Below are 19,859 nucleotides of genomic sequence, written 5' to 3'. Positions count from 1 at the left end.
TCTGAAGGCGATGTGTTTGAACCTGTTGAAAGCGGCTAACAGGCTAAATGTGCCTATTGCTGCCTAAAAGGTGGCCCGGATGCCTGATTAATCAGGTATCCAAGGTGGATTAAGGGGGTATTTGGGTAGAATCAGGAATAATTAGGGGCGAAAAAAGCCGAAAATTTGTGTTTGAATTTCGGCTGTTGGGAGGAAAAGGAATTTTACAAAGGTCTCATTTTAAAATTTCCCAAAATGATAAGGCCGTCTGAAAATCTTTTTTCAGACGGCCTTATCATTCAAATCAGAAAGACTTAAACCAAGTTCTCCAGCATCCATTTCACGTAACGGCTGACGCCTTGTTTTACATCCAAAAATTCTTCTTTATACCCGGCTTCGCGCAGCTTGGTAATATCCGCTTGAGTGAAGCTCTGATATTTGCCTTTAAGTGCATCGGGGAATGGGATATAGCGAATAAGCTCTTCTTCAACCAACTCTTTCAAACTCATTTCAGGCTTGCCTTCGGCTGCACGGCAGGCGTTGACGGTGGCAGCGGCAAGTTCGTTAAACTGTTGGCTGCGGCCTGTACCGAGGTTAAAGATGCCTGAAAGCTCAGGATGATCGAAGAAGTAAAGGTTAACTTTGGCGACGTCTTCTACACTGACAAAATCGCGGGTTTGTTCGCCGTTGCCGTAGCCGTCATTGGCACCAAACAGGTTAACATAGCCGTGTTCGCGGTATTGGTGGAAATGGTGGAAGGCAACGGATGCCATACGGCCTTTATGTTGCTCTTGTTGCCCGTAAACATTGAAGTAACGGAAGCCGACGACTTGGGCGGTCAGGCCTTCTTTCATGCGACGGCGCAATACTTGATCAAACAAGAATTTAGAGTAGCCGTAAACATTGAGTGGTTTTTCCAGTTCGCGCTCTTCGCGGAAGATTTCGCCTTTGCCGTACACGGCGGCGCTGGAAGCATAAAGAAACGGAATACGTTCGTCCTGACACCAGTCCAAGAGATCAAGCGTGTACTGATAGTTGTTGTCCATCATGTAGAGGCCGTCGTGGTTCATGGTGTCGGAACATGCGCCTTGATGGAAAACCGCTTCGATATTATCGTAAGGCAGAAGATGGCCGCGCACTTGACGGATGAATTCGTGTTTATCGAGATAATGGGCAATTTCACACTCGGCAAGGTTTTTAAATTTTTCGCCTTTGCTCAGATTGTCGACGGCAACAATGTCGGTAATACCGCGCTGGTTAAGTGCTTTAACGATGTTACTGCCGATAAAGCCGGCCGCGCCTGTTACGATAATGGTCATAATGAGTTTCCTTTATTTTGATTTTTCAGACGGCCTTGAAGTAATCATGCCGTCTGAAAATAAAAACTTTTCTGTCTGGTTTATTTTCCAACTCTATTTTCAGACGGCATTTAGAATTTTAAGGCCGTCTGAAACAATCATTATTGCTCTTCCAATGCATTGGTCAATTCGGCAAACGAGCAAACCGCCGTACCAAGTTTTGCCACGACAACGCCTGCCGCCGTATTGGCAAGGTGCATCGCTTCGGGCATGGTATAGCCTGCCGCCAAACCCAAGCCCACTCCGGCAATAACGGTATCGCCCGCACCGGATACATCATAGACTTCTTGAGCCCGTGTAGGCTGATAAATCGGCTCGCCCTCATTGAACAGAGTCATGCCCTCTTCGCTTCGGGTCAGCAAAATCGCATTCAAATCAAGATGACGGCGCAAGTTTTGAGCTTTTTCGGTCAAATCGTTTTCGTTTCTCCAGCTGCCCACCACTTCTTTCAATTCTGCACGATTCGGCGTAATCAGCGTAGCGCCGGCATATTTTTCGTAATCGTCGCCTTTAGGATCGATTAAAACGGGTTTACCGGCCTGCTTCGCCCAATCGATCATATCGGAAATATGCGACAAACCGCCCTTGCCGTAATCTGAAAAAATAATGGCATCGTATTCAGGCAACACTTCACGATATTGATGCTTGATTTGTTCCAATACCTCACGATGAGGCGACTCTTCAAAATCAAGTCGGATAAGCTGCTGATTACGGGCAACAACGCGCAGTTTGACAGTAGTCGCAATTTGCTTGTCACGCATCAGATAGGAAGAAACACTGTCTTGCGCCATCAACGCATCCAGTGCATCTGCAGCTTCATCATCGCCGGTAACGGACAACAGCCCTGCTTTACCGCCCAATGAGGCGATATTGCGCGCAACGTTTGCCGCTCCGCCCGCCCGCTGGTCGATACGGGCGATTTTCGCCACCGGCACTGGGGCTTCAGGAGAAATACGGGACACATCGCCAAACCAATAACGGTCGAGCATCACATCGCCGACAACCAGGACTTTTGCTTGTGCAAAACGGGATTTGAGGGTTTCTTGTTGGAACTTGGTGGGCATTTTGCCTCCGTTGTGTTTTTTTTCAGACGACCTCAACCTGTAAGGTCGCCTAAAAATCAGTTTGCTTCAAGGTTTACCACGCGGTTCACTTCGCGCAATACGGCTACCGGATCGGCAGCTTTGGTTACCGGACGGCCCATTACCAGATAAGTCGATCCTGCCGCCAATGCTTCGGCCGGTGTCATGATGCGGCGTTGATCGTCATTATTACCGGCAACGTCCAAGCGGATACCCGGTGTGACCAAGACGAAATCTTGTCCCAATTCACGACGCAATGGTGCGGCTTCTTGAGCGGAACATACCACGCCGTCCAAGCCCGAACTTTGCGCCAGTTTCGCCAAGCGGATGACTTGTTCTTCAGGGGCGATGTTTAAACCGATTTCGGCCAAGTCGCTTTGTTCCATGCTGGTCAACACGGTTACACCGATCAAAAGCGGCTTGGTGTGATATCCGGCAACGGCTTCTACGGCGGCTTCCATCATGCGGCGGCCGCCCGATGCGTGCATATCGACCATCCAAACGCCCATATCGGCGGCAACTTTGCATGCCTGCGCGACGGTGTGGGGAATATCGTGGTATTTCAAATCAAGGAAAAGTTTGAAACCTTGATTGATTAAGCTTTCCGCCAAATTGCGGCCGGTCGCGGTAAACAGCTCTTTGCCGATTTTGATTTGACACAATGTCGGGTCAAGGTTGCGGACAAATCCGAGCGTGTCTTTTTCGTTGGCAAAATCAAGGGCGACGATAACGGGAGTGCGTTGTTGCTGGGTTTGGAAATCGGAGATTAAGGGATTCATAAGATGCCTGCGGATAAACGGTTATAGCTTCGATTTTAACAGCTTTTGTACACAAAAGACCGTCTGAAAATATTTTTTCAGACGGCCTCATGATTTTACTTCGGCAAAACTTATTTGCCTAAACCTTTCAATACTTCGGCTTTCACGGCTTCTACCGGCTGGGTGCCGTCGACTTTGATGTATTTCGGCGCGTGTTCGCCTTCCAGTTTGCTGTAGAAATCAACCAAAACTTCGGTTTGCTCGTGGTAAACGGCAAGGCGTTTTTTCACGGTTTCTTCTTTGTCGTCGTCGCGTTGAATCAAATCTTCGCCGGTTACGTCGTCTTTGCCTTCGACTTTAGGCGGATTGTAGGTAACGTGGTAAGTACGGCCGGAAGCCAAATGCACGCGGCGGCCGCTCATGCGGTCGACAATCACGCTGTCGGGTACGTCGATTTCAACGACTGCGTCCAAATCCACGCCCGCTTCAACCATCGCTTCGGCTTGTGCCAATGTGCGTGGGAAACCGTCAAACAGGAAACCGTTTTTGCAGTCGTCTTGGGAGATGCGTTCTTTCACCATGCCGATGATGATGTCGTCGCGCACCAAACCGCCTTCATCAATAATTTTTTTCGCTTCCAAACCCAGCGGGGTGCCTGCTTTGATGGCCGCGCGGAGCATGTCGCCGGTAGAAATTTGAGGAATGCCGAATGCGGCGGTGATGAATTGGGCCTGTGTGCCTTTGCCTGCGCCGGGCGCGCCCAACAATAATACTTTCATGATGAGTCCTTCTTGGTTTATGGATTTGATGTTTGTTTAATTCTACACGCCTTGCGTTTATCGTTCAAAACTTCAGACGGCCTGCTCTGCGCCAAAGTGCTGCCACGCATCATCGCGCATTTCGATAAACCAGCTGTCTTCGGGGAAGCGTTCCAACGCGTCCTTCAACGTGGAAAGTAGGTTTTGGGACAATGCTTTTGCCAAATATTCTTCCTCGTTGGCTTCTGCCGCTTTGTCCGGCTGTTGCGCCAAACCGAGGGCGCGTGTCCGATGGCCGTGTGCCAGATAGTTAAGCGCAATCACTTTTTGCGCCCAAAGCTGGGGAATATCGGGGCTTTCCTGCAACAACACCGATAAAATCGATACGGCGACCGCCAACCGTCCGCCGGTCATGCGCAAATCTAAAGACTGGTTGGGCGGCAGGGTGCTGAGCATTTCTGCCATGCGAAACCAAAATTCGCCGCTGGCCTCGTCTGGCGCGGCCACTTTCAACATTTCGTAGTTGAACTCTTGATCGTCGTCTTTGACCAGCAAAGCGACATCGGCAAGCAGTTTTTGTTCGTCACGGCTCAAATGGCGTAAATCATTCATGTTTTTTCCTTTCAGACGGCCTCGAACACAGCCCTTACCCTGTCCAAATCTTCCTGCGTATCCACACCGGCAGCTGGCGCTTCTTGGGCAATTTCAACGGCAATCGGATAGCCGTGCCACAAGACGCGCAATTGTTCCAGCGATTCGATGGTTTCCAAAGGAGAAACTTCCATTTCGGAATAGCGTTGCAGGAAGCCTGCGCGGTAGGCATAAATGCCGATATGGCGTAAAACGGCTGTTTCGGAAGGCAATTCGCGTTTTTCGGCGCGCATGGCGTCGCGCGGATAAGGAATCGGAGCGCGGCTGAAATAGATGGCGTTGCGGTTTTTGTCGAGGACGGCTTTGACGACGTTGGGATTCATAAACTCGTCAAAATCGTGCAATTCGTGGGCAGCCGTCGCCATTTGCACATTGTTTTCAACCAAAACTTCAGCCGTACGGTTGATGAGTTCGGGATCGATTAAAGGCTCGTCGCCTTGTACGTTCACGACAATCAGATGTTGCGGCAGTTTCAGCGTATTGGCCGCTTCGGCAAGGCGCGTTGTACCGCTTTCGTGTTGATTGGAAGTCATGACCACTTCGACTCCGTGCGCCTGACAGGCCGTCTGAATATCGGGATGGTCGGTGGCAACGACAACACGCGCAGCCTCACTTTTCGCTGCTTGTTCGGCAACACGTACAACCATCGGTTTACCGTGAATATCGGCCAAAGCCTTGCCCGGCAGACGTGAAGAATCCAACCGCGCCGGAATCAATACGACAAATTCGGTCATGCTTTCAGTTCCTCTTCGCTCAACGCTCGTGCTTCGTTTTCCAGCATATAAGGGATGCCGTCTTTAATCGGATAAGCCAGCTTCGCCTGACGGCTCCACAATTCCTGTTTGTCTTGATGGTATTCGAGTTTGCCTTTGGTAACAGGACAAACGAGGATGTCTAAGAATTTTTTTTCCATGGGGTTACTTTCGGGTTTGATGGTTTTAGCGAAAATTGCTGCACTCGTTTTAGCGAAACTCGCTGCGCTCGTTTTCAGACGGCCTCAAGAGGCATCATTTTTTCCGTGCCGTTTTCTTTGTTTGCTTTGTTTGCCGTGTACAGACTTGGTCAGGATTTTTGCCGCCACACATAATCTGATGAATTTCTCGAATTAAGTCTTTGTTATAACCTGATTTTTCATATTTTTCATTAATGATGTTTATCATCGGGCCCATCGTTGTCTCAAGATAGCGCGGCATTTTATTGAGTATCGATTGCCCCACTGTCGTACCGTAAAAGTCAATCAATGCGTTGACTTCTTCCTGAGTATAAACCGTCTTTATGCCATCCAACGTCGCTTTATGTAACTGGGCACGCACTTGCGGTGTATTAATTTCAGCAATCAATTGAGTTGTATATTTCTTTAAGACCGCTTCCAACTGAGAACGTTTATCTTCCGGCGCATTTTTCAAAAAATCCTGTACCTTTGGATCAGAGAGTACAATACCCTCGACACTTTGGAAGGTCTGATCCAACAGAGCATCCATCTTCTGTACTTGATACAAACGCTCCAGCGACTCATCGCTAGGTGTAGCGGCAAATGCATTGGCACACAAGACCAAAGCAGTAAAAGGCAACAATAAAGTTTTCAATTTCATTTTTTCTCCTTTTTAAGGCTTAGGGGAAATGGCAACAATAGTAAGCAGCAATTTTTTCAGGTTCATAAATTTCCTTATTATTAAAGGCAAACCACAACAAGGAATCAATTGATTTCAGACGACCTGCCGGGAATCTTCCAGCCGTTCCAACACGAACGCCGCCAAGTCAGGCTCAATTATCGCACAAACAGGCAACACCCATACATGATTCAGATTAAGGCCGTCTGAAAACTTGACCGCATCTTTCTCCGTAATAATGACCACATCCGCATTGGGCAAGTCTGCCGCTGCGATGTCGGCATGGTCGGGCAGTGCAACGGTTTGGTTCAAGGTGATACCCATGTTCCGCAGCGAATCGAAAAAACGCTCCGGCTTGGCGATACCGGCGACGGCGGCGATGGTTTGATTTCCCAAACCCGCAAAATCCAATTTTTCAGACGGCCTGTTCAAACGGTAAATCTGCCCTGTTTCAATATGGCTGGCAAGCATATTTTCAGACGGCTTAAATGCCGCATCTGCTTTTCCGCCGCTGACGACGACCGCATCAACGGAAGCCAATCGAGACAAAGGTTCGCGCAAGCTGCCGTTGGGCAGTAAATCTAAATTGGTGCGCCCTGTATCTGCCGCAGGAAATACGGCAATTTCCATATCGCGTTGCAAGGCATAATGTTGCAAACCATCGTCGGCCACAATCAATTCAAGCTCCGGATATGCCGCAAGCAATGCCCTGCCTGCTTCTGCACGGCTGCTGCCTACCGCCGTCGGCGCACCGGTTTGGAGAAACAGCAATAAAGGCTCGTCGCCTGCATCTGCCGCGCTGCTGGCTGTATTCAATACATGAACCGCCTTGCCCTTGCGCCCGTAACCTCGGCTGATGATACCGACCTTAACGCCCTTTTTCTGCAAACCCGACACCAGCGCGGCGACTATCGGCGTTTTCCCTGTTCCGCCTGCATGGATATTACCGACCACCACCACTGGCACAGGCAATTTTTCGCTTTTCAGACGGCTTGAAACAAAATCATCGCGCCGTTTCGCCACAATTTTGGCAAACAGCTTGGACAATGGTTTTAACAGCAAAGACAAAAACGGATTAGGGGATTGCCAATGGCGTTCAATAATTTGGTGGAGTTTGGGCATACGCACGGCTTTTGAAGCGAAAATCAAACGATAATATAACACAAGCCTGCCCGGACAAGGCCGTCTGAACATGCGGCTTTGATAATATTAAAACAAAGGACGCAAGTTTCATAAAAACGAATACAACGAATCGCCCTAAAACCCTTATAATTCAGCTTTCCCCAATTTTTCTGTTTCGCAATGTCCGAACTCTTCACACCCTCCTCCATTTCCGTATCCGAACTCAACGCCCTCGCCAAAGCCTTGCTGGAAGACCATCTCGCAGGTTTATGGATTGCCGGCGAAGTATCCAATCTGACCCGTGCCGCCAGCGGACATTATTATTTCTCGCTTAAAGACAGCCGCGCGCAGGTACGTTGCGCGATGTTTAAGGGTGCAGCCATGCGTTTGGCGAAGCTTTTGAAAGAAGGCGACCATATCGAAGTATCAGGAAAAATCAGTATTTATGAAGCGCGGGGCGAATTTCAAATTACCGTGAACGAGGTGCGGCTCAAAGGCTTGGGGCAGCTTTACGAAGCCTACGAGCGGCTGAAGGCGCAGTTGCAGGCGGAAGGCGCGTTTGCGGCGGAACGCAAGAAATCTTTGCCTGCCCGCCCTCAATGTATCGGCATCGTAACCAGTCTGGCGGCAGCGGCATTGCGCGATGTCGTTACCACCTTGAAACGCCGCGCGCCTGAAATCCCCGTTATCGTTTATCCGACGCCCGTTCAAGGCACAGGCAGCGAGTTGCAAATTGCCCAAGCGATTAAAACCGCTTCGCAACGCGCCGAATGTGACGTGCTGATTGTCTGCCGTGGCGGTGGCAGCATTGAAGACTTGTGGGCGTTTAATGAAGAACCGGTCGTGCGTGCCATTGAGGCCTGCGCAATTCCCGTTGTCAGCGGCGTAGGCCACGAAACCGATTTCACGCTTGCCGATTTTGTTGCCGACGTACGCGCTCCGACCCCGACCGGCGCGGCAGAACTGGTCAGCCCCAACCGCCAAGAATCGTTACACCGTCTTGCACAGGCGCAAGGCCGTCTGAAAACCGTTTTGGAACAACGCTATTTCGATGCCAGCCAAAAGCTCGACTGGCTCGCACGGCAAATCCGTCATCCGCGCCAAAAACTTGACGAGCAACGCGCTTCAATCAGCAAACTGGCACAAACCCTGTCCTACTCGATGACGCAAAACTTCCGTGCCCATACCGCCCGTTTTGAACGCCAAATCCAAACCCTGAAACATTGCCGTCCTGATGTTTCCGTTTACAAAAACAACATCGACCGCTTTCAGACGGCCTTGTCGCATTCCTTCCGCCAGCTGCTCGCCCACCGCCGTCAAAGCCTGACCGCCCAAGCCGCATTGCTCGAAGCCGTCTCGCCTCAACATATTCTGGAACGCGGCTTCTCGGTCGTCAAAAACACACGCGGACAAGTCATCCGCAATGCCGATACGTTGAAACAAGGTCAAAAACTGCACATCACTTTTGCCGACGGCGAAACCGACGTACGCGTGACCAAAGAGCAGGCGCAGGGCGAGTTGTTTGACTGACGCAATAAAGGCCGTCTGAAACTTTATGCTGATGAAGTGAAACTACGATTGCCTTTTAAAAATCCTTAACCTGCCAATGCGGTATAATGCCTCATCTGCACCCGCAGCATATACGGAAACATTATGGACAACTCACAAAATACAGAAAATCCGATTCCACCGCGCAACTCCATCCGCAAAAACAGCATTTACCTGCTGCCCAATTCCTTTACCATCGCCGCACTGTTTTGCGCGTTCTTCGCCATCACCCAGTCCATGCACGGACGTTATGAAACAGCGGCGATTGCAGTTTTCCTTTCCATGCTGCTCGACGGTATGGATGGACGCGTGGCGCGGCTGACCAACAGCCAAAGCGCGTTCGGCGAACAGCTCGACAGCCTTGCCGATATGGTCAGCTTCGGCGTCGCGCCTGCCCTGATTGCCTACAAATGGCAACTTTGGCAGTTTGGCAAAATCGGTTATTCCGTCGCCTTTATCTACTGCGCCTGCGCCGCCCTGCGTTTGGCACTGTTCAACACGCTTATCGGCAAAGTCGACAAACGCTGGTTTATCGGCGTACCCAGCCCGACCGCCGCTGCGTTGATTGTCGGCCTGATTTGGGTCAACCACAGCGTCGAACGCTTCCCAAACGTGCATTGGTGGGCATTGGGTATCACCCTGTTTGCCGGCATTTCCATGATTGTGCAGATTCCGTTTTGGAGCTTCAAAGAAATCAACATCCGCCGCCAAGTGCCGTTTATGGGCATGGTGTTGGCCGTATTGATTCTGCTTTTGATCAATTGGGAGCCTTCGCTCGTCCTCTTCCTATTCTTCCTCGGTTACAGCTTGTCCGGTTATGTGATGGCAGTCATCCGTTGGTTTAAAAAACGCCATAAATCACACAAACACGACAAGGCCGTCTGAAATGTGGTCTTGGGACATCATCCTTGCCCTGCTCGCCGTCGGCAGCGCGGCAGGCTTTATTGCCGGACTGTTTGGCGTAGGCGGCGGCACGCTGGTTGTCCCCGTTGTCTTATGGGCATTGCAACTGCAAGGCGTAGGCAACCACCCCTATGCCCAGCATATCGCCATCGGCACTTCCTTTGCCGTCATGGTGTTTACCACCTTCTCCAGCATGTATGCCCAGCATAAAAAACATGCCATCGATTGGGCAACCGTCCGCCGGATGACGCCGGGCATGATACTCGGCGTCCTCCTCGGCGCAGTAACGGCAAAATATATGCCGACGCTGGCTTTGCAGGTTTTCTTTATTGCATTTCTTACCCTTATCGCACTCAAAACCCTACGCGATTCCAAACCCACACCTTCACGCACCCTGCCCACCCTCCCCGGCCTGACAGCCGCAGGCACGCTTTTTGGTGCGGCTTCAAGCTGGGTCGGTATCGGCGGAGGTTCGCTATCCGTTCCATTCCTACTGTATTGCAACTTTCCGGCGCACCGCGCCATCGGCACATCTTCAGGCCTGGCGTGGCCGATTGCAGTTGCCGGCACCATCAGCTATTTTGCCAACGGTTTGCCTATTGCCAACCTGCCTGAAGGTACGGCAGGCTTTATCTATCTTCCGGCCGTAGCCATTTTGAGCATTGCCACCATCCTCTTTGCCCCGCTCGGCGTTAAAACGGCGCACAAGCTGCCCGCCCGAAAACTCAAAATCGCCTTCGGTATTATGTTGCTGCTGATTGCCGCCAAAATGACTTGGAATTTGATACATTAAATCTTTCTTGTGAAACAGGCCGTCTGAAAATCTTTCAGACGGCCTGTTTCATAGCAATAAAAACAAACTAAATTAAATCTTTTTCCCTACCCGATTTGCCCCATTGCAAAGACGGCCAAGCGCCATATCGCCCATCCTGCCACCAATAATCCGGCGCACAAACGAACCATGCGTTTTTGCAGAAAGGTTTTCAACTGCGCTGCAAATATGCCCATCGCGAGCAGGTTCGGCAAGGTCCCCAATGCAAACGCCAGCATATACAGTCCGCCATGCAAGGCATTGCCGCTGCCTAAAGCATACAACGACGCGCTGTACACCAAACCGCAAGGCAGCCAGCCCCAAAGCACGCCCACGCCGAAACAGGCAGGCACCGATTTAATCGGCAGCAATTTGTTCAGCAACGGATTCAGGCGTTTCCATATCGGTTTGCCGATGCCTTCGATTTTGGTTGCGGCAGTCGAAATACCGGCAAGATACAGACCGAGCAAAAGCAGCAAGACATTGGCGGCAATATACAAACCGTTTTGAACCGCGCGCGTATCGTCCAAGGAAATGCCGACCTGCCCGACCAAGCCGACCAGAAGGCCAATGACGACATAGCTGCTGATGCGCCCCAAGTTCAACAATACAATCAGCCCGATTCGGTTTAAATGCGGCGGCAGCTGCAAAGCGAATGCGCTGCTCAATCCGCCGCACATGCCGACGCAATGCGTTCCGCCAAAAAAGCCGAGCAGAAAAAGAGTAAGAAATGTGATTTCTTGATTCATGGTTTTTAATGATTCAAACGAATGGATGAGGCCGTCTGAAACTTTTCAGACGGCCTTGAGAATGAAGGACAGGCTTTTCCGCCCACCCTCTTCACGCTTTAGAAAAGCAATTAACTGCGTGCGCGTACGTCAAATGCCTGACGCAAACCTTCGCCGATCATAACCAGCAAAAGCAACATCACCGTCAGCGTAGCAACGGCAGACAGACCGATCCACCATGCGTCCAAGTTGTCTTTGCCTTGCGCCAGCAACTCGCCCAAGCTCGCCTGTGAGGCAGGTACGCCCAAGCCCAAGAAGTCCAAACTGGTCAGGGCAAGTACGGCACCGGAAATACGGAAAGGCAGGAAGGCCAATACCGGCGTCAAGCTGTTGGGCAGGATATGGCGCCACATGATTTCACGGTTGCTCACGCCCATCGCGCGCGCCGCCAAAACGTAATCGGTCTGACGGTTTTTCAAAAACTCGGCGCGGACATAGTCGGACAAGCCCATCCAGCCGAAAAGCGACAGCAACACCAGCAAAATCAACAGCCCCGGATTAAAAAACGAAGACAGGATAATCAAGAGGTACAGCTCCGGCATACCGCCCCAAACCTCGATAAAACGCTGCATCAAAAGGTCGGTTTTACCGCCGAAATAACCCTGCACCGCGCCTGCAACCACGCCGATTACGGTAGTTACTACCGTCAACACCAAGGCAAACAGCAGCGAATCGCGGAAACCGTAAACCAAGCGCGCCAACAGGTCGCGGCCGCGGTCGTCCGTTCCCAAGATATGCCGTTCGGACGGTTTGGCCGGATCGGGGGCCGTATCGAAATCGTTCAAGGTATCGGCATCGTAAGGATTGGGCAGATACAGGGCGAAATTGCCGTCTGAAGTGATGTTGTGGCGGATAAGCGGATCCAAATAATCCGCAGGCGTATCGAAATCGCCGCCAAATGCGGTTTCGTTGTATTCAGTTACCAAAGGGAAGAAATACTCGCCCTGATAGCGTATCCACAAAGGTTTGTCGTTGCTCCACAAAGGCGCAAGCAAGGTAACGACAAACAAAACGGCCAAAATCCGCAAAGCCAGCCAACCGCGCTTATGCTGCTTAAAAGCCTGCCAAGTAGGGTTTGAAGTAGATTTTTTCTTTTTCATGGTTCGAAACATTCTTTAATAATGGATTGAAGATATTTTCAGACGGCCTTATTTCTGTCCGCCAAAGTGAATGCGCGGATCGACCCACGAATAAGAAATATCCGACACCAATTTAGCCAACAACCCCATCAGCGTGAACACATACAACGTGCCCATTACGACAGGATAATCGCGTTTCATCACTGCCTCGTAAGACAGCAAACCCAAACCATCCAGCGAGAACAGCGTTTCAATCAACAGGCTTCCGGTAAAGAATGCGCCGATAAATGCGGCCGGGAAACCGGTAATCAGAGGAATCATGGCGTTGCGGAAAATATGTTTCCACAAAATCTGTTTCTCAGGCAAGCCCTTGGCCCGCGCGGTATAAACATATTGACGGCGGATTTCTTCAAGGAACACGTTTTTCGTCAATACGGTCATCACCGCCAAATTGCCTGCCACCGAAGCGGTAATCGGCAAGGCCATATGCCACAAATAATCTTTGACTTTACCGGCCCAAGAGAGCGTATCGAAATCATCGCCCACCAAACCGCCCTGCGGAAACCAGGCAAAAAAGCTGCCGCCGCCAAACAACACCAGCAACACCAAACCCAAGACAAACGGCGGTACGGTATAGCCGACCAAAATAATCATGCCCGTAATCGTATCGAAACGGCTGCCATCCCTGACCGCCTTGGCAATACCCAACGGAATACATATCAAATAAGTCAGGAAAAATGTCCACAAACCCAAACTCATCGATACCGGCATTTTCTCTTTCACCAATTCAAATACGGTTTGGTGATGGAAAAAGCTCTCGCCCAAATCGAAACGGGCGAATTTCCATACCATATCGGCAAAACGCGTCAAAGGCGGCTTGTCGAAACCGTATAAAGCATTCAGCGCGGCCAAATCCTCCGCACTGATGCGGTTGCCGTTTTTGGCCAAAGTTCCGGGCATACTGTGTCCCGCCGTTTCGCCGCCAACCGCGCCCTGCGTCAGCTGCTGAACCATCTGCTCCACCGGGCCTCCGGGAACAAACTGAATCACGGCGAAAGTAATCGCCAAAATCCCCAACAGCGTGGGAATCAAAAGGAGCAAACGATGAAAGATATAACGCCACATGGTTAAGTGTTCCTCTATTTTTTTGATTTGAAGGCCGTCTGAAACCGCTTGCTTCAGACGGCATTATCGTAACGGATTAATAAGCGTTTGGACGATGATTTACTTCTCCAAAGCCTCCAGCAATTTTTTCTCAATCAAATCCGCGTCAAAGGATTTGGCAATCAGCTCGAAGCGCGAGTCGCGACGCCATGAAACTTGGTTTGCGCCCCATTGTCCGTCCACCCAGTTGAGCCATACCCATGTACCGAGCACTTGGAACACGCCTTTGGCACGGACGAGGCCGTCTGTCAATTTAGGCAGGTCGTTGAAGAAATCGGTCAATTTTTCTCCGTCGAAATCACGCCCGGCAGGGAAAGTGAAGCCTTGGGACTGGAAGCCCATGGTGTTGTCTGGCAGGGCTTTGAGGCGGTAGCGCGATTTTTCGACAACGGGAATATCAAGCCACTGGATGTCGAGCTGCGCATTTTGGACTTCAACCACTTTGGCTTTGGGCGGGAACAGTTTGGCCGCTTTATCATGAAATTCGGCAAGCTGTTCGGGGGTGCACAAGTCGGTTTTGCTGGCGACCAATACGTCGCAAATGCCGATTTGGTCTTTATACAATGCTTGTTGCGCGTAATCGGGATTAATAAACTGACGCGGATCGACGACGGTAAAGACCGCACCGATTTCCAGCATGCTGTCGAGCGGTTTGGCTTTCAGTTCGTCGATAACGCTGGCGGCGTGTGCCAGGCCGCTGGCTTCAATCATCAAGCGGTCGGGTTGGGCATCGCGCAGCATTTTTTGTACGGTCGTCCCCATTTGCGCGCCGGCGGTACAGCACAAACAGCCGCCGGCAATTTCGGCCACGGGAATGCCGTTGTCGCTCAAGACAGCGCCGTCAATGCCGATTTCGCCAAATTCGTTGACAATGATGACCCATTTTTCGTTTGGGTCTTTTTGCGCCATCAGACTTTTGAGTGCGGTGGTTTTACCTGTTCCGAGAAAGCCTGAAATCAGGTGGACTTTGGTCTTTTTTACTTCTGACATTTTTTACAAATTCCTGTTAAAACAACATGTTCTTCTTTTAATGAGAAACCGGTTTCAGCCACGCCTGCACGCAAGGCCGCCCATTCTTGACTCAAGGTCTGCTCATCCGCCGTACCGCATTCGGTGCAAACCAAAATAAACGCGCTATGGTGCGCTTCTGTTTCTTCGTGGTCGTGGCAATGGTCGTTGCACTCGTGCTGCGCGTGGCTGCACAAAATATAGCCGTTGACCGCCGCCACTTTGTGCAAAACACCCTGTTCCGCCCAAAAATCAAGAGCGCGGTAGGCCGTCGGCGGCGCAACCACACCCTCGCTTTGCTGCTGCATCTGCGACAGAACGTTGTAGGCTTTAATCACGCCGCTTTGTTTCAAAACAATATCAAGCACTTGCTCGCGCAATGCGGTTACCTGCACGCCATCGCGCTGCGCTTGTTCTAAGATTTTTTGTTTGATTGCGTTCATAACTGAAACAGCCTTTCAGACGGCCTTGTTAATAAAAAATTACATTATAGCGTGTTTACTCAATTTCAGATAACAAAGAGGCCGTCTGAAACGTTCAGACGGCCTGATGCCGATTACTTAAACCAAGATTTAATTTTTCCAAACAAAGACATGCTTTGTTTTTCAAACGTTTCTTCCTTCGCCGGGGCAGGCTCGTCGCGGTAAACTTTCATGCCTGCAAAGGTCTGGGCAACCGGCATGATTTCGATGGAATTGACGTTCATCCGCGCCGGACGCTGGTAGAGCCATAAAGCGGTATCGGCAATATCTTGCGGCTGGATAAACTCGACATTCTCATAAACCTCGGCCGCACGCTGGTCGTCGCCTTTAAAACGGACGTTGGAAAACTCGGTATCGCCGCACAAGCCCGGTTCGATATTGGTAATGCGGATGTTTTTGTCTGCCAATTCGGCGCGCAGGTTCATGCTGAATTGGCGCACAAAAGCCTTGGTCGCGCCATAGACATTACTGCCAGGATAAGCATAACTGCCGGCAATCGAACCCAAATTGATGATGTAGCCCTGTTTGCGCGCGACCATTTGCGGCAAAATCTGGCGGGTCAGAAAAGTCAGGCCGATGATATTGGTTTGAATCATGGTTTCCCAATCGCCAAAATCGGCTTTATCGGCGGAATCCAGACCTAAAGCCAAACCGGCGTTGTTGATCAGGCAATCGATTTCGGATAAATGCTCGGGCAGGCTGTTCAAAGCGTTTTGAATCGACTCAGTGCGCGAAACATCCATTTCCAAAGGGTAAAACTGCTCGCCCAATTCCTCTGCCAACTGCTGCAATTTGTCTTCGCGCCGTGCCGCGCCGATGACATGATATCCTGCCGCAACAAAAGTACGGCACATTGCCGCGCCGAATCCTGCCGATGCCCCGGTAATCAAAATTGCCATATCGTTTCCTTTCTATACTCGTTTCAGACTTGGGTTTAAGGTATGATAACGCCTTATCAGACGGCCTGAGTGTTTGGCCGGCCGATTCTAAATTTAACGATAATCATATCATCACAATAGGACACACTCCATATGAAAACCCGTTTTCTCCCTGTCGCTTTGGCGGCAGTGGCGCTTACCCTGACCGCCTGCGGTGGCAGCGGCGCACCTTCCCAGCCTAAAGGCCCAATTTCCGAAGACCGTACGGCCGCGTTCAAATCCATGATGCCCGAGTTTACCCGCATGGGCAAAATGGTCAAAGACGAAGAGCCTTACGACGTAGAAAAATTCAAACAAGCCGCCGCAACCTTCGCTGAAAACAGCAAAAAACCGTTCACCCTGTTTGAATCCGATCCTCAAGGCAACGGCCGCGCCCTGCCTGCCATCTGGACAGACATGGCAACATTCAAAGCCGAAGAAGAAAAATTCGTCGCAGCAGTTGAAAAACTCAACGCCGCCGCCCAAACTGGCAAGCTTGAAGAAATCAAAGCCGCTTACGGCGAAACCGGTGCAAGCTGCAAATCTTGCCACGATACATTCCGCGGTCCGGAATAAGGCTTAAATCAATAAAGGCCGTCTGAAACATCATTTTCAGACGGCCTTTTTTTCAACTGGCTTCAAACCTTTCCCTATCGACTTTATATTTTGCATTTCATGTTTTGTCGGTTTCATTTTAAACCGACGGACCAATTCACATATCGCAATCAAATTTTTTTCTTTCGGCCGTTTAAATTCAATTAAATCTTCCCTCTTCCCGGCTGATCCGATTCAAATTTAAACCTACTTTATCTTTTCAGCCGGATTCATCATATGCGCATTGATTATCTCCTAAAACAAAAATCTGCTTTATTTTTTAACAAATAAAAACCATTATTAAAATATTTGTAAAGTTTAATAATATGTTATAAAGTAGCAGCTTCGTTTCTGAGGTAACTATCATGAATCCGAATTTCAAATTAAATCTACTAACATTATCTTTACTGGCTATAACAAGTATCGCACACGCAGAAGACGAGGTTTCAACTCAAGAGCTTGATGAAATTCAAGTCAAAGGCAAACACATTGCCAAAGAGAAAAAAGTTTTTACCGAAGGCCAAGCCAAAAGTTCGCGTGAACGCGTTTATCAATCCAGCGAAAACATCGATACCATCGTGCGGAGCATGCCCGGCGTCTTCACCCAACAAGACAAGGGATCGGGGGTATTGGCGGTCAATATCCGTGGCGATAGCGGTTTGGGACGCGTCAATACGATGGTTGACGGCGTAACCCAAACCTTCTATTCCACTTCCGCCGATGCCGGACGCAGCGGCAGCTCCTCGCAATTTGGTACGGCACTGGATCCCAATTTTATTGCCGGCGTGGATGTAACCAAAGGCAGTTTCTCGGGTGCCAACGGCATCAATACCTTATCCGGTACAGCCAATTTCCGTACTTTACGGGTAGACGATGTGGTACATGGAAACCATACCTTCGGCCTTTTAACCAAAGGATTGACCGGCACAAACAGCACCAAAAGCAACTTTATGGCAACCGGAGCGGTACAAAAATGGTTTGACAGCGGAGCGCGTCTTGGCGCGTTATATGGTTACAGCCACCGTAATGTCGAGCAAAACTATAAAGTAGGCGGCGGCGGTCAGCGTATCGGCAATTTTGGCGAGGAATATTTGGACCGTAAAAAACAAGAATATTTTGAGAGCAACTTATTGAAATTCGACCACGAACAAAATCTCTGGGTTCGTGACTTTTCCAAGCGCAATGCGGTCGGCAAAAGCTATTGGGACTACCCTTTCTCCAAAAAATATAACGATCCTGAAGTTTTGCAAAGAGATTATGTCGATGATTTGGAAAGAAGCTGGAAAGAGAATTTGGCACCGCAATGGGACCTGACTCCAATCGACCCGACCAGCCTGCAACAACGCTCAAACAGCCATTTGGTCAAAGTAGAATATGAAAACGACAACAACAAGCTGGACCTTCAGCTTCGTACCATGAACAACCGTATCGGTAGCCGCAAAGTAGAAAACCGCAACTACCAAGCCAATTACAATTTAAACATTGGCGATTATGTCGATTTAAACGTATTGGCCGCCCATAATCTGGGTAAACAAAAATATCCGAAAAACTCACGTTTTTCAGGATGGGGGCTGTTGGATTATTTGGAAACCAAAAACACAGCCAATCTTTTGGATATCAACAACCGCTTCTCTTTCAAACTTCCCAACAAAACAGATTTAAAAGCCACCGTCGGTTTCAATTTCTTTAAAAACCAATACAGTAAAAACCGCTTTCCGGAAGAGCTGAGCCTGTTTTACGACGGCCCCGATCAAGATGCCGGCTTGTACAGCTTTTTAGGCCGCTTCAAAGGCGACAAAGGAATATTTCCCCAAAAATCAACGATATTGCAACCATCAGGCCAACAAAAATTCAATACCTTCTATTTTGATACTTCCTTGAAAAAAGGCATTTATCAATTGAATTACAGTGCCAATATGGTCAACTACCGCTACAAGGGCGAATATACCGACTACTTCAATACCCAAGAAGACTTTAAAAAAGCATTTGGAGAAGATTCTGAAATTTATAAACAGCATTGCACGCCAAGCTGCGACCTTTACGAACCGGTTTATACCAAATCCGGTAAAAAGCATGCAGTAAACCATTCGGTGGCATTAAACATCAATGTCAACGACTACTTTATGCCGTTTATCAGCTATTCGCGCACGCATAGAATGCCGAATATTCAAGAAATGTATTTTTCACAAATCGGCGACTCGGGCGTCAATACCGCCCTCAAGCCGGAACAGGCCAATACTTACCAAATAGGCTTCAACACCTTCAAAAAAGGGATTTTCAAGCCGGACGATGTATTGGGTTTCAAACTGGTCGCCTATCGCAGCAGGATAAATAACTATATCCACAATGTTTATGGCAAATGGTGGGATTTGGATAAAGCACCCAGCTGGGTAACCAGTACCGGCCTGCAATACTCCATCCAACATCGAAACTACGCCAAACCTGTCCATAAAAATGGTTTGGAAGTGGAAATGAACTATGATTTCGGCCGCTTTTTTACCACCCTGTCTTACGCCTATCAAAAAACCAACCAGCCGACCAACTATAGCGATGCCAGCGAATCGCCCCGCAACTCTTCTAAAGAAGACCAAATCAAACAAGGCTACGGCTTAAGCAAAATTTCCCGCCTGCCCCGAGATTATGGCCGGTTTGAATTAGGGTCCCGATGGTTGGGCAATAAATTGACCATCGGCGGCATTATGCGCTATTACGGCAAAAGCACACGGGCAACGACTGAGGAAGAATTTGTTGACGGTACAACCGGTGCCAATACCTACTCTTCACACCAAATGGGCAGAAGGGTGATCAAAAAAACAGAAAGCATCAACAGACAGCCGCTGATTTTTGATTTCTATGCCAATTATGAACCGAAGAAAAACCTTATCCTTCGTTTCGACATTCAAAATGCGTTCAATAAACGCTATATCGATCCTTTGGATGCCGCAAACGATGCCGCGACTCAGCGCTATTTCAGCGTATTTGAAAGAAAAGGCGGTTTGGATGATGAAGAGGTCGAATGCGATGCCAACGGTTTATGCAACGGCAAATATGGCGGTACGACACGCTCCGTCTTGAACAACTACGCACGAGGCAGGACTTTGCTGTTTACCATCAGTTATAAGTTCTAAACCTATCTATCAGTATCTTAATATTGCACTGATTAAGCGGTAGTCAATATTGTTGCAGTATTTATGGTGTTAGTTTACGGCACCAAATATGCCTTGAATTTTTATAGCTCAATTTCAAC

General features: G+C 49.4%; 20 protein-coding genes. 5 read left to right on the top strand and 15 right to left on the bottom strand.

What is annotated here, in order from left to right; translation table 11 throughout:
• Positions 1–293: 293 nt before the first annotated feature.
• The 9 genes from rfaD to lpxK form a co-directional block, all read right to left on the bottom strand.
• A complete protein-coding gene (rfaD, locus tag HMPREF2661_RS09510; protein WP_049323572.1) occupies positions 294–1,298 on the bottom strand; it encodes an ADP-glyceromanno-heptose 6-epimerase in 1,005 nt (334 codons plus the stop codon).
• A 140-nt stretch (positions 1,299–1,438) separates the two neighbouring features.
• Positions 1,439–2,401, bottom strand: coding sequence for a D-glycero-beta-D-manno-heptose-7-phosphate kinase (gene rfaE1, locus HMPREF2661_RS09505; RefSeq protein ID WP_053088396.1), 963 nt, complete (start codon positions 2,399–2,401; stop codon positions 1,439–1,441).
• 56 nt (positions 2,402–2,457) lie between these two features.
• Complete coding sequence (pyrF, locus tag HMPREF2661_RS09500) at positions 2,458–3,198, bottom strand: orotidine-5'-phosphate decarboxylase (RefSeq protein WP_036490170.1); 741 nt, start codon at positions 3,196–3,198, stop codon at positions 2,458–2,460.
• A 110-nt stretch (positions 3,199–3,308) separates the two neighbouring features.
• On the bottom strand, positions 3,309–3,956 hold the full coding sequence (gene adk, locus HMPREF2661_RS09495; protein WP_070823519.1) for an adenylate kinase: 648 nt from the start codon (positions 3,954–3,956) through the stop codon (positions 3,309–3,311).
• A gap of 72 nt (positions 3,957–4,028) precedes the next feature.
• Positions 4,029–4,547: a hypothetical protein gene (locus HMPREF2661_RS09490; RefSeq protein WP_003746102.1), complete on the bottom strand. Its 519-nt coding sequence runs from the start codon at positions 4,545–4,547 to the stop codon at positions 4,029–4,031.
• 11 nt (positions 4,548–4,558) lie between these two features.
• On the bottom strand, positions 4,559–5,320 hold the full coding sequence (gene kdsB / locus HMPREF2661_RS09485) for a 3-deoxy-manno-octulosonate cytidylyltransferase (protein WP_049333277.1): 762 nt from the start codon (positions 5,318–5,320) through the stop codon (positions 4,559–4,561).
• Positions 5,317–5,499 carry a Trm112 family protein gene (locus HMPREF2661_RS09480; protein ID WP_003746098.1) on the bottom strand — a complete coding sequence of 61 codons (183 nt, stop codon included), beginning with the start codon at positions 5,497–5,499 and terminating at the stop codon, positions 5,317–5,319. Before HMPREF2661_RS09480 ends, kdsB begins: the two co-directional genes overlap by 4 nt.
• Positions 5,500–5,593: 94 nt before the next feature.
• Positions 5,594–6,178 (bottom strand): DUF2059 domain-containing protein, encoded by a 585-nt coding sequence (locus tag HMPREF2661_RS09475; RefSeq protein ID WP_070823517.1) that lies wholly within the window; start codon positions 6,176–6,178, stop codon positions 5,594–5,596.
• Positions 6,179–6,292: 114 nt separating this feature from the next.
• Positions 6,293–7,318, bottom strand: coding sequence for a tetraacyldisaccharide 4'-kinase (gene lpxK / locus HMPREF2661_RS09470; protein ID WP_049323563.1), 1,026 nt, complete (start codon positions 7,316–7,318; stop codon positions 6,293–6,295).
• Between the two features lie 180 nt (positions 7,319–7,498).
• Here lpxK and xseA point away from each other — a divergent pair, with 180 nt between their 5' ends.
• The 3 genes from xseA to HMPREF2661_RS09455 all read left to right on the top strand — a co-directional run bounded on the left by xseA (position 7,499) and on the right by HMPREF2661_RS09455 (position 10,562).
• Complete coding sequence (gene xseA / locus HMPREF2661_RS09465; RefSeq protein ID WP_049323560.1) at positions 7,499–8,848, top strand: exodeoxyribonuclease VII large subunit; 1,350 nt, start codon at positions 7,499–7,501, stop codon at positions 8,846–8,848.
• A gap of 123 nt (positions 8,849–8,971) precedes the next feature.
• Positions 8,972–9,751 (top strand): CDP-diacylglycerol--serine O-phosphatidyltransferase, encoded by a 780-nt coding sequence (gene pssA / locus HMPREF2661_RS09460; RefSeq protein WP_003746086.1) that lies wholly within the window; start codon positions 8,972–8,974, stop codon positions 9,749–9,751.
• Position 9,752: 1 nt separating this feature from the next.
• On the top strand, positions 9,753–10,562 hold the full coding sequence (locus HMPREF2661_RS09455) for a sulfite exporter TauE/SafE family protein (protein WP_049323558.1): 810 nt from the start codon (positions 9,753–9,755) through the stop codon (positions 10,560–10,562).
• 86 nt (positions 10,563–10,648) lie between these two features.
• Here HMPREF2661_RS09455 and HMPREF2661_RS09450 read toward each other — a convergent pair whose 3' ends face one another.
• The 6 genes from HMPREF2661_RS09450 to HMPREF2661_RS09425 form a co-directional block, all read right to left on the bottom strand.
• Entirely contained in the window at positions 10,649–11,329 is a 681-nt protein-coding gene (locus tag HMPREF2661_RS09450; protein WP_003680951.1) for a sulfite exporter TauE/SafE family protein, read from the bottom strand.
• A 110-nt stretch (positions 11,330–11,439) separates the two neighbouring features.
• Positions 11,440–12,480, bottom strand: coding sequence for an ABC transporter permease (locus tag HMPREF2661_RS09445; protein ID WP_049323555.1), 1,041 nt, complete (start codon positions 12,478–12,480; stop codon positions 11,440–11,442).
• A gap of 36 nt (positions 12,481–12,516) precedes the next feature.
• Positions 12,517–13,572 (bottom strand): ABC transporter permease subunit, encoded by a 1,056-nt coding sequence (locus HMPREF2661_RS09440; RefSeq protein ID WP_003746080.1) that lies wholly within the window; start codon positions 13,570–13,572, stop codon positions 12,517–12,519.
• A 99-nt stretch (positions 13,573–13,671) separates the two neighbouring features.
• Entirely contained in the window at positions 13,672–14,601 is a 930-nt protein-coding gene (locus tag HMPREF2661_RS09435) for a CobW family GTP-binding protein (RefSeq protein ID WP_049323553.1), read from the bottom strand.
• A complete protein-coding gene (locus HMPREF2661_RS09430) occupies positions 14,589–15,062 on the bottom strand; it encodes a Fur family transcriptional regulator (protein WP_003746077.1) in 474 nt (157 codons plus the stop codon). Before HMPREF2661_RS09430 ends, HMPREF2661_RS09435 begins: the two co-directional genes overlap by 13 nt.
• Before the next feature lie 113 nt (positions 15,063–15,175).
• Positions 15,176–16,000 (bottom strand): SDR family oxidoreductase, encoded by an 825-nt coding sequence (locus tag HMPREF2661_RS09425; RefSeq protein ID WP_049323551.1) that lies wholly within the window; start codon positions 15,998–16,000, stop codon positions 15,176–15,178.
• A 132-nt stretch (positions 16,001–16,132) separates the two neighbouring features.
• Here HMPREF2661_RS09425 and HMPREF2661_RS09420 point away from each other — a divergent pair, with 132 nt between their 5' ends.
• Both HMPREF2661_RS09420 and HMPREF2661_RS09415 read left to right on the top strand, forming a co-directional pair.
• The gene (locus tag HMPREF2661_RS09420; protein WP_049323549.1) at positions 16,133–16,594 is read left to right on the top strand and encodes a c-type cytochrome; all 462 of its coding nucleotides are present in this window, start codon (positions 16,133–16,135) and stop codon (positions 16,592–16,594) included.
• 383 nt (positions 16,595–16,977) lie between these two features.
• A complete protein-coding gene (locus HMPREF2661_RS09415; RefSeq protein ID WP_049323547.1) occupies positions 16,978–19,740 on the top strand; it encodes a TonB-dependent receptor domain-containing protein in 2,763 nt (920 codons plus the stop codon).
• Positions 19,741–19,859: the final 119 nt, after the last annotated feature.

The sequence above is a fragment of the Neisseria sp. HMSC061B04 genome, from assembly GCF_001836705.1.
Lineage (GTDB): Bacteria > Pseudomonadota > Gammaproteobacteria > Burkholderiales > Neisseriaceae > Neisseria.
This window is presented reverse-complemented; position numbering and strand designations above follow the sequence as displayed.

Coding starts and splice junctions, on each gene's coding strand:
- HMPREF2661_RS09440 (WP_003746080.1), bottom strand. CDS start 13,572: ATGTGGCGTTATATCTTTCATCGTTTGCTCCTTTTGATTCCCACGCTG.
- rfaD (WP_049323572.1), bottom strand. CDS start 1,298: ATGACCATTATCGTAACAGGCGCGGCCGGCTTTATCGGCAGTAACATC.
- HMPREF2661_RS09430 (WP_003746077.1), bottom strand. CDS start 15,062: ATGAACGCAATCAAACAAAAAATCTTAGAACAAGCGCAGCGCGATGGC.
- kdsB (WP_049333277.1), bottom strand. CDS start 5,320: ATGACCGAATTTGTCGTATTGATTCCGGCGCGGTTGGATTCTTCACGT.
- HMPREF2661_RS09490 (WP_003746102.1), bottom strand. CDS start 4,547: ATGAATGATTTACGCCATTTGAGCCGTGACGAACAAAAACTGCTTGCC.
- HMPREF2661_RS09450 (WP_003680951.1), bottom strand. CDS start 11,329: ATGAATCAAGAAATCACATTTCTTACTCTTTTTCTGCTCGGCTTTTTT.
- HMPREF2661_RS09420 (WP_049323549.1), top strand. CDS start 16,133: ATGAAAACCCGTTTTCTCCCTGTCGCTTTGGCGGCAGTGGCGCTTACC.
- pyrF (WP_036490170.1), bottom strand. CDS start 3,198: ATGAATCCCTTAATCTCCGATTTCCAAACCCAGCAACAACGCACTCCC.
- rfaE1 (WP_053088396.1), bottom strand. CDS start 2,401: ATGCCCACCAAGTTCCAACAAGAAACCCTCAAATCCCGTTTTGCACAA.
- HMPREF2661_RS09455 (WP_049323558.1), top strand. CDS start 9,753: ATGTGGTCTTGGGACATCATCCTTGCCCTGCTCGCCGTCGGCAGCGCG.
- lpxK (WP_049323563.1), bottom strand. CDS start 7,318: ATGCCCAAACTCCACCAAATTATTGAACGCCATTGGCAATCCCCTAAT.
- HMPREF2661_RS09480 (WP_003746098.1), bottom strand. CDS start 5,499: ATGGAAAAAAAATTCTTAGACATCCTCGTTTGTCCTGTTACCAAAGGC.
- pssA (WP_003746086.1), top strand. CDS start 8,972: ATGGACAACTCACAAAATACAGAAAATCCGATTCCACCGCGCAACTCC.
- xseA (WP_049323560.1), top strand. CDS start 7,499: ATGTCCGAACTCTTCACACCCTCCTCCATTTCCGTATCCGAACTCAAC.
- HMPREF2661_RS09435 (WP_049323553.1), bottom strand. CDS start 14,601: ATGTCAGAAGTAAAAAAGACCAAAGTCCACCTGATTTCAGGCTTTCTC.
- HMPREF2661_RS09415 (WP_049323547.1), top strand. CDS start 16,978: ATGAATCCGAATTTCAAATTAAATCTACTAACATTATCTTTACTGGCT.
- HMPREF2661_RS09425 (WP_049323551.1), bottom strand. CDS start 16,000: ATGGCAATTTTGATTACCGGGGCATCGGCAGGATTCGGCGCGGCAATG.
- HMPREF2661_RS09475 (WP_070823517.1), bottom strand. CDS start 6,178: ATGAAATTGAAAACTTTATTGTTGCCTTTTACTGCTTTGGTCTTGTGT.
- adk (WP_070823519.1), bottom strand. CDS start 3,956: ATGAAAGTATTATTGTTGGGCGCGCCCGGCGCAGGCAAAGGCACACAG.
- HMPREF2661_RS09445 (WP_049323555.1), bottom strand. CDS start 12,480: ATGTTTCGAACCATGAAAAAGAAAAAATCTACTTCAAACCCTACTTGG.